Origin of the sequence: Paenibacillus terrigena DSM 21567, assembly GCF_000374845.1 — a bacterium.
GTDB classification, from domain to species: Bacteria; Bacillota; Bacilli; order Paenibacillales; family Paenibacillaceae; genus Paenibacillus_K; species Paenibacillus_K terrigena.
Genome location: NZ_KB895416.1, coordinates 469,353 through 475,789, shown reverse-complemented (window position 1 = coordinate 475,789; position 6,437 = coordinate 469,353). Strand labels below are relative to the sequence as shown.

General features: G+C 47.1%; 1 protein-coding gene. It reads right to left on the bottom strand.

Annotated features, from left to right (window positions below; translation table 11 throughout):
- A partial coding sequence (locus C558_RS31210; protein WP_051106875.1) for a discoidin domain-containing protein occupies nucleotides 1-6,227 on the bottom strand: 6,227 nt, incomplete at its 3' end.
- Between the last annotated feature and the right edge of the window lie 210 nt (nucleotides 6,228-6,437).

Sequence of the window (6,437 nt, the reverse complement as noted above, 5' to 3'; positions counted from 1 at the left end):
CTTGCGCTTTGCGATACCTGCTTCGCGACGAATTTCAACTCGACGACATCCGCATCAAGTGCAATCGCATGGTCCGCTCCCAGACTTGCAAGAATCAAACGAAGCTGTCCTGGCGTCTGCGATGGCTGTTTGTAGACCGTTAAGCCTTCGCGCATTGGGACCGCATCCTGGAATTCGTAGAGATTCGGATCGTACTGGATCAGCATATCTTGAGCAAAGACCGGCTCATGCACCTGCTTCAGACCAAGGCGTACGGCAAACGGCTCACCCTTTAATACCGAAGCTGGACCTGTCAGCTGCACGGCCGTTTGCTGCGCATCACGCTTCGTCACATGAACCTGCGCCGTCACCGTTTCGCCGCCATAGGATGCACTGATGGTCGTGTTTCCTTCCGCGATCCCCGTTAATACACCATTGCCATTGACGGAGGCGATAGTTCCGTCCGCCGTCGTAAATACGGCAAGCGAAGTAACATCCTTCACGGTGCCGGAATACTTGTAGGTCGCTGACACGACCGTTGGAAGTGTATCGCCAATGGTCAGGCTGTAGGACGGTTGGTTCAGGCTGAGCGTGAACGCTTCGGACGGTTGACCGGCGACTCTGTAAGTCGCTTTTGCTTTGACCGAACTGCCCGCGACCGTTCCCTGAGCGGTAAATACGCCCGCTTTAGCAACCATCTCTTTGGTAATCGGTTCCCAAGTAACGTCTACGAGCCCTGTTGTTCCATCGTTGTAGACAGCCTCAACCTGTGCCGGAAGAACAGGGATGATGCCTACATTCGTATCCACTGCTACCGACTTATAATCGACGATGGATTTTACGATGTCCTCATTTACTTTGAACACGTTAATCTCCGCAGCCGAAGCCCATCCGCTCATACCCGCCGTCGCTTCAAGCTTGACATGCGATGCATTCGTTCCCGTAAAGCTTACGGCTTTCTCCGCGCTGTCGTTCGCAAAGTTTCCGCTGGCCACTTTCGTAAAGGTCGCGCCATCAGTGCTTGTATACACGTTGTAACTTGTAATCTTCCCGTTATCACCCGACTGTCTTGGCAAATAAGTGATTTTATTTACTTTGTAGGTTCCTCCAAGGTTTAAAGTGATCGACTGAGGGAGAACGTCGGATTTATCCCACTTGGTATGCCAGATCGTTTGTGGATTTCCGTCAATCGCCATAGATGCTGCATTATTATCTCCACTCGTTTCCTGGCTTGTTGCCGTTGCTGTCATTTGCGATTGAGGTACAATACTTCCAATCGCTGCAATCGTGATCGGTTCGCTTAGAACGGTCACCCCGTCTAAAGTCGCCTTTACAACAACGGTTACCTTAAACCCGTTTCCGATGTCGCCTGTCACCACGATCGTATTGCTGCCTTCAACGACAGATAACCTCTTATCGCTAAATTGATATTCGATTGCGGCCTTAGACAAATCAGTCTTCTCTCCCGAGCTTAACAAGCCTTCAATGGAAGCAACGATCGGTTCGTTCGGTTGAACTGTCGATTTACTCAGCGTAACGTTGATTTTGTCTAAATAGGAGTTCAGATAGATATGTCCCGACTTATCCACGTATAGATACGTCACTTGCTCGATTGAACGTCCGCCGATCGTCACTCGAATCTTCATCTTGGCCATACCTTCGGAGACAGCCGTGACCAGGTTGGAATCATTCACCGAAATCACATTCGGGGTTTCACTTGTTACCGTAACTTCGACATCTGTATCGATCAGATCTCCGGCACCTGTATAAGCCTTAATTTCATAGTTACCCGTCGTCACATTGACTGGCTTATACGCATATTCGAAGTGATCCAACAAATTGGACTTATCAATTCCGTTGATGGCCACCTCAAGCAAATCCATTGTCAATCCGTTTGAACCGCCGTCCATGATCAGTTTGACGTATTGCGCTGACGCGTTAATCGGATATTGGTTATAGAATCCAAAATAAGCATTCCCCGTCGGGCCGTTAACGGTGCTAACATCTTTCCATGCCGTGCCATCCTCGCTCGTTTGAATCTTGATTGTTTTCGGTGTATTGACATAATTTTGTTCTAATGAATTAAAATTGATATTTATACTCGCAATCTCGGACTTCGTCGGCAGTTTAAATTGAACCCACGCCTTTTCATTTGCCGCTACCGACCATTTGGATTGATCCAAATGAATGCCCTCAATCGCTTTGCCATCAACCAATTGACTGACTGCAGCTTGATTATGGCTAGCTGTAATTTCAGCTGTCTTTGCAAGATTTTGATACGGCAGCAGGTCCATGAAAATTTTATTTGTCGTAAATGTCTTGCCGCCCTGCGTTACGTCAGCCCAAATAACTCCCCGTGCAGGTTGTTCCACATAAGGCGTTATGATTTCATTATTATTGAAAGTAAACGTATTTACTTCGTTGATCACGACCGGTTTATATTTATCGCCCGCTTTCAGATCGACGATACCGCCATGCCATACAATTTGCGAGGCATCCAGTCCGATGGCTCCGCCTTTCGCTGATCTGCCTTCGATTTGATAGCGAAGTTTCTCTAACGTACGGAACTCGCCATAGGATTCCTTGTCATTTACAAGCAAGGTTGCTCCGATCATGCGCTCTCCAACGTAAATTTTGCCGTCTTTTGCTGTTACTTTCAATGTATCCTGTTTCGTTACTCCCTCGTAAGTACCGCTTATGGTGATCGTTGTTGTTCCATTCGATACCGGCGTCACGATCCCGCTACCGTTTACCGCTGCGATGCCGGAATCTGCACTTTGGTACGTCAAACCGGACAACGGAGCTTTAAGCGCCGGGAATGTCATATAGCCTTCAGCATGGATTTGGAGTGACGAAGGCGTTACTTGTTCTCCCGCTGCGTTGACGTTCGTAAGTTTATATTTACGATTCGGATTGTCCGTTACGATCTTGATAATCGTATCTATGGCATCTTCCTGTACGTTGGTTAGATCGATGGTCAAGCTGTCACCCGTCTGCACGAACGAGGTAACAGGCAGGTTCTCGTTCAACCATGTCACGGATGTCACCCGATCCTTAACTGGACGAATCGTTAAAGACTTTCCGGTAATGACATCAAACCCTCGCTTGCCATCAGGCCCTTTCATAATATGAAGATAAACATTGTTGTCTCTAGACGTCGCATATCCCCATTGCGGACCAGTGGTACTGTTAGGGAAGGCAAACTTATCGTAGTTTCCTTTTCCATCATCTTCGTAGCCATAGCCAGACAAGAAATATGGCATTGTACCCGTTGTAGACTCATGCCTTTCCGGCTTGCCGTCAGGCGCGAACCAGCTCGCAAGCCCTTCACGCACATCAATGAACTCTTGAATGGATTTAGGGTATCTTGTTGCAACATCTTCTGGCGAATCCCAGTTCGTTCCGCGGCTCATTAATGGCATTTGGTCATTGTTGTCCACGTAGCCTCTGCCGGCATTCACGATCATTTCTTTGGCAACCTGACGGTAATCATCGCGTTTCGCATAGTATGGCGTAAAGTTGTTCTTGGTGTGAACAGACTTCCATGGCTCCATAGGGGTACGTTTTACGAGATGATTTGCGCCTGTATTGGCGTAAATATGACTGGCTTCGGCGGTTCTTAGATCCGGATCTCCATACTCTTCGCCCCATGCATTGGAATTGATAATAATGTCATCACTGTAGTTGCGAACATTACTGTACATCACGTCATAATTGGCATTCTTCATGGCTTGCGGACCATCGAAATAGAGGTATGCCGGATCATAGCGCTTAATCAGATCCTCCACATTCTGTACAAACACATCTGTAGAGTAGTGCTGCAAGCCGCCGCCCTCCGTTGCATAATACAAGCCGAATTTTATCCCATAACGTTTGACAGCTTCTTCAAACTGTTTTAATCCGTCGATCACTTGGCCATGTTCGTCTTTCGGGTAATATTTCTGTCGTTCATGCTGTGGGTCGGAAAACTTGGACGGCCAATAATAATTTTGTTGCAGCGCTTCAATCGAGACGAGTGAATGTCCCTGACGTTTGGCTCGCTCTGCCCATAAATCGGCGGAGAAATTCGGATCAACGAAGTAGGGGTACGTGACAATCGTGTGGCTTAATGCGCCAACTCTACCCTCTTCAAACCATTTATTCGGGCGTTCCTTGACGGTCAATGTCATCTTCTTCGTCGCCTTATTTCCATTACGGTCAGCGACTTGTACGGTAAAGTTATAGTCTCCCGGCTCGCTGTTGATACTGATGATGCCTTTACTGCTGTTGAGATCAACATTGCCATTCACTAACCCATCCGCGATGGTACCATCGCTATTGAGTTCCAAGCCCTCAGGCAATTTCCCCTCTACAATGCTCCACGTATAACCAGGTGCGCCTCCGCTTGCCATAAATTGGAATGCCGATGCTGCAACACCGTATTTATTGCTTGTTTTCGATTTATTCCATACATAAGGCCATTCCTTGTAACCCATGGGCATATTTTGAGTTGGCAGCGGCGTTTTGATGGCATCCTCGGTCGTTAGTCCTTGCGAGACGATTTTGAGGGAGCCGGCATCCCCTTCCACCGAATTCATGATTCCGTTGATACGGTTGCCGTTCTGATCTGTGACGCGTCCATAAAACCCAAGATAGGCCACATTCTGATCTGCCCCGATCGGAACGTTGTTGGCATTCACGTCTTCGGTGTACGTATGTTTGATTTGAATCATCAATTTGTTCCAGCCCTGTTTCAACTGGATAGCTTGTTTCGTCAAATCCTTCTGCACTTCCACAGGCGTAGTCGGCGAAGATACGCAGCGATCATTGACATACAGCCGATAAGATCCGCTGGCGCCTACATTGAAATACGCCTGCTGCTCGACTGGACTGTAGATGTAAGTGTGCGCGTATACATATTTGTTTTTTGTATCGACACCTTTTTTGACTGTAAAATAACCGTACAAATCTTGATAATCATCGTAGTTTCGATTCCAGAGACGGTCATCAAAGTACTCCCATTTCTTACTGTTTACAAGCATTTCTCCGACTTTCGGTGTAATACTGCCTCCCGGTTCCTGGTTACCCGGCGGAATGATACCATCTCCATCAAAAACATTAACTTCCGTAAAACCAAGACCGACATTTTTAAGATTTTTCTGTCCGTCGTATACAATCAGCAGTTCAACCTTGACAACATTATTTACTGGCTGCTCAAGCTCAACTACACCAGGGTTTTGCCCCAAAGGATCAATATCGGTGATGACACCGGTTTTTAGAATATTCCCACTCGCGTCCTTTATCGTGTAATTAACCTTTTGGACATCTGACGTATTGGGAGGCCAAGCGGGATTATTACGATCAAAGACCTCAATTCGTTTCACTTTGATCGGCTGCTTCCAGGTTAAATACAAGGTCGGTGCAGGATCCCATTTCGGCCAAGACGAGGGATTTCCAGCAGTATCATGCATTTGAGAGACCCAATTGGTATTTTTATCGCCATCTATAGCAAATTTGGGAAGAACACTAGAGGAATCTGTTCCTGTCGGAAAATCAACAGCGCTGGTTTTCCACGTGGAGCTTGCAGTCGCGTCGGCTGCTCTCGCCCAGTTACCGTCCATTGGCCTTTCAATCTGCTCCGTTACGGAGTGTTGATATACCTCGATCTCGGAGATACCAGTAACCGATGGATAAGGCGTACGTCCTTTATCGATCTCGACCTTCATCTCCACGACCTTCTTCAGCCCAGACTGTATCGTATAGACCGTTGGCTCGGCTGAGCTCGCCGACGTGCTATTCACCTTTCCGGATTCGACTTTGCTGCCGTCTTCAAGCGTGAATATTAGATGATACCAATTGTTCACGTGACGCGAATCGCCCCATTGCGCGATTTTTACTTCGTTGATGGCAATCGGATCCTTCCATTTCAGATTGACCCAAGGATTAGAATCATTTTCGGTCACCCACTGTTTCTTGGTGCTTCCATCCACGAGATATGAAACAGGGTTCACGGCAAGCGTCGATGATGACGCTGTTATTTCAGATGCCAGCGGCGCATAATTTACGACCTCACCGACTTGGCATTCATAAATGTTGTCTACGACAGGCGAATCGAATGGACCTGATACCAGCCACGAGTTAATAAACGGAGCGTTTCCTGTTGTCTGCTGTGCGTATGCCTTCGTACCGAGAAAGCCAACCATGAATAATCCTAAGAGCATTGTGGTTGCCAATACGCTAGAAGTGAATTTCGTACTGATTTTCATCATTTCTACCCTTTTCCTCCTTCGTTCTCTAACTTCCGCGCGATTACATGCCGTTCACTTATGTACCGATAAGCATCCTCCCCCGTGCTCAAAAATGAGGTCATATGATTACAATTTCACAGTAGTGGAACGGACAAATCTTGGATACAGAAAAAAGGAGATCTTCCTCTGAAAAGTGGCTATGACGGGTCTTTAAAATAAGCACTTTTCTTT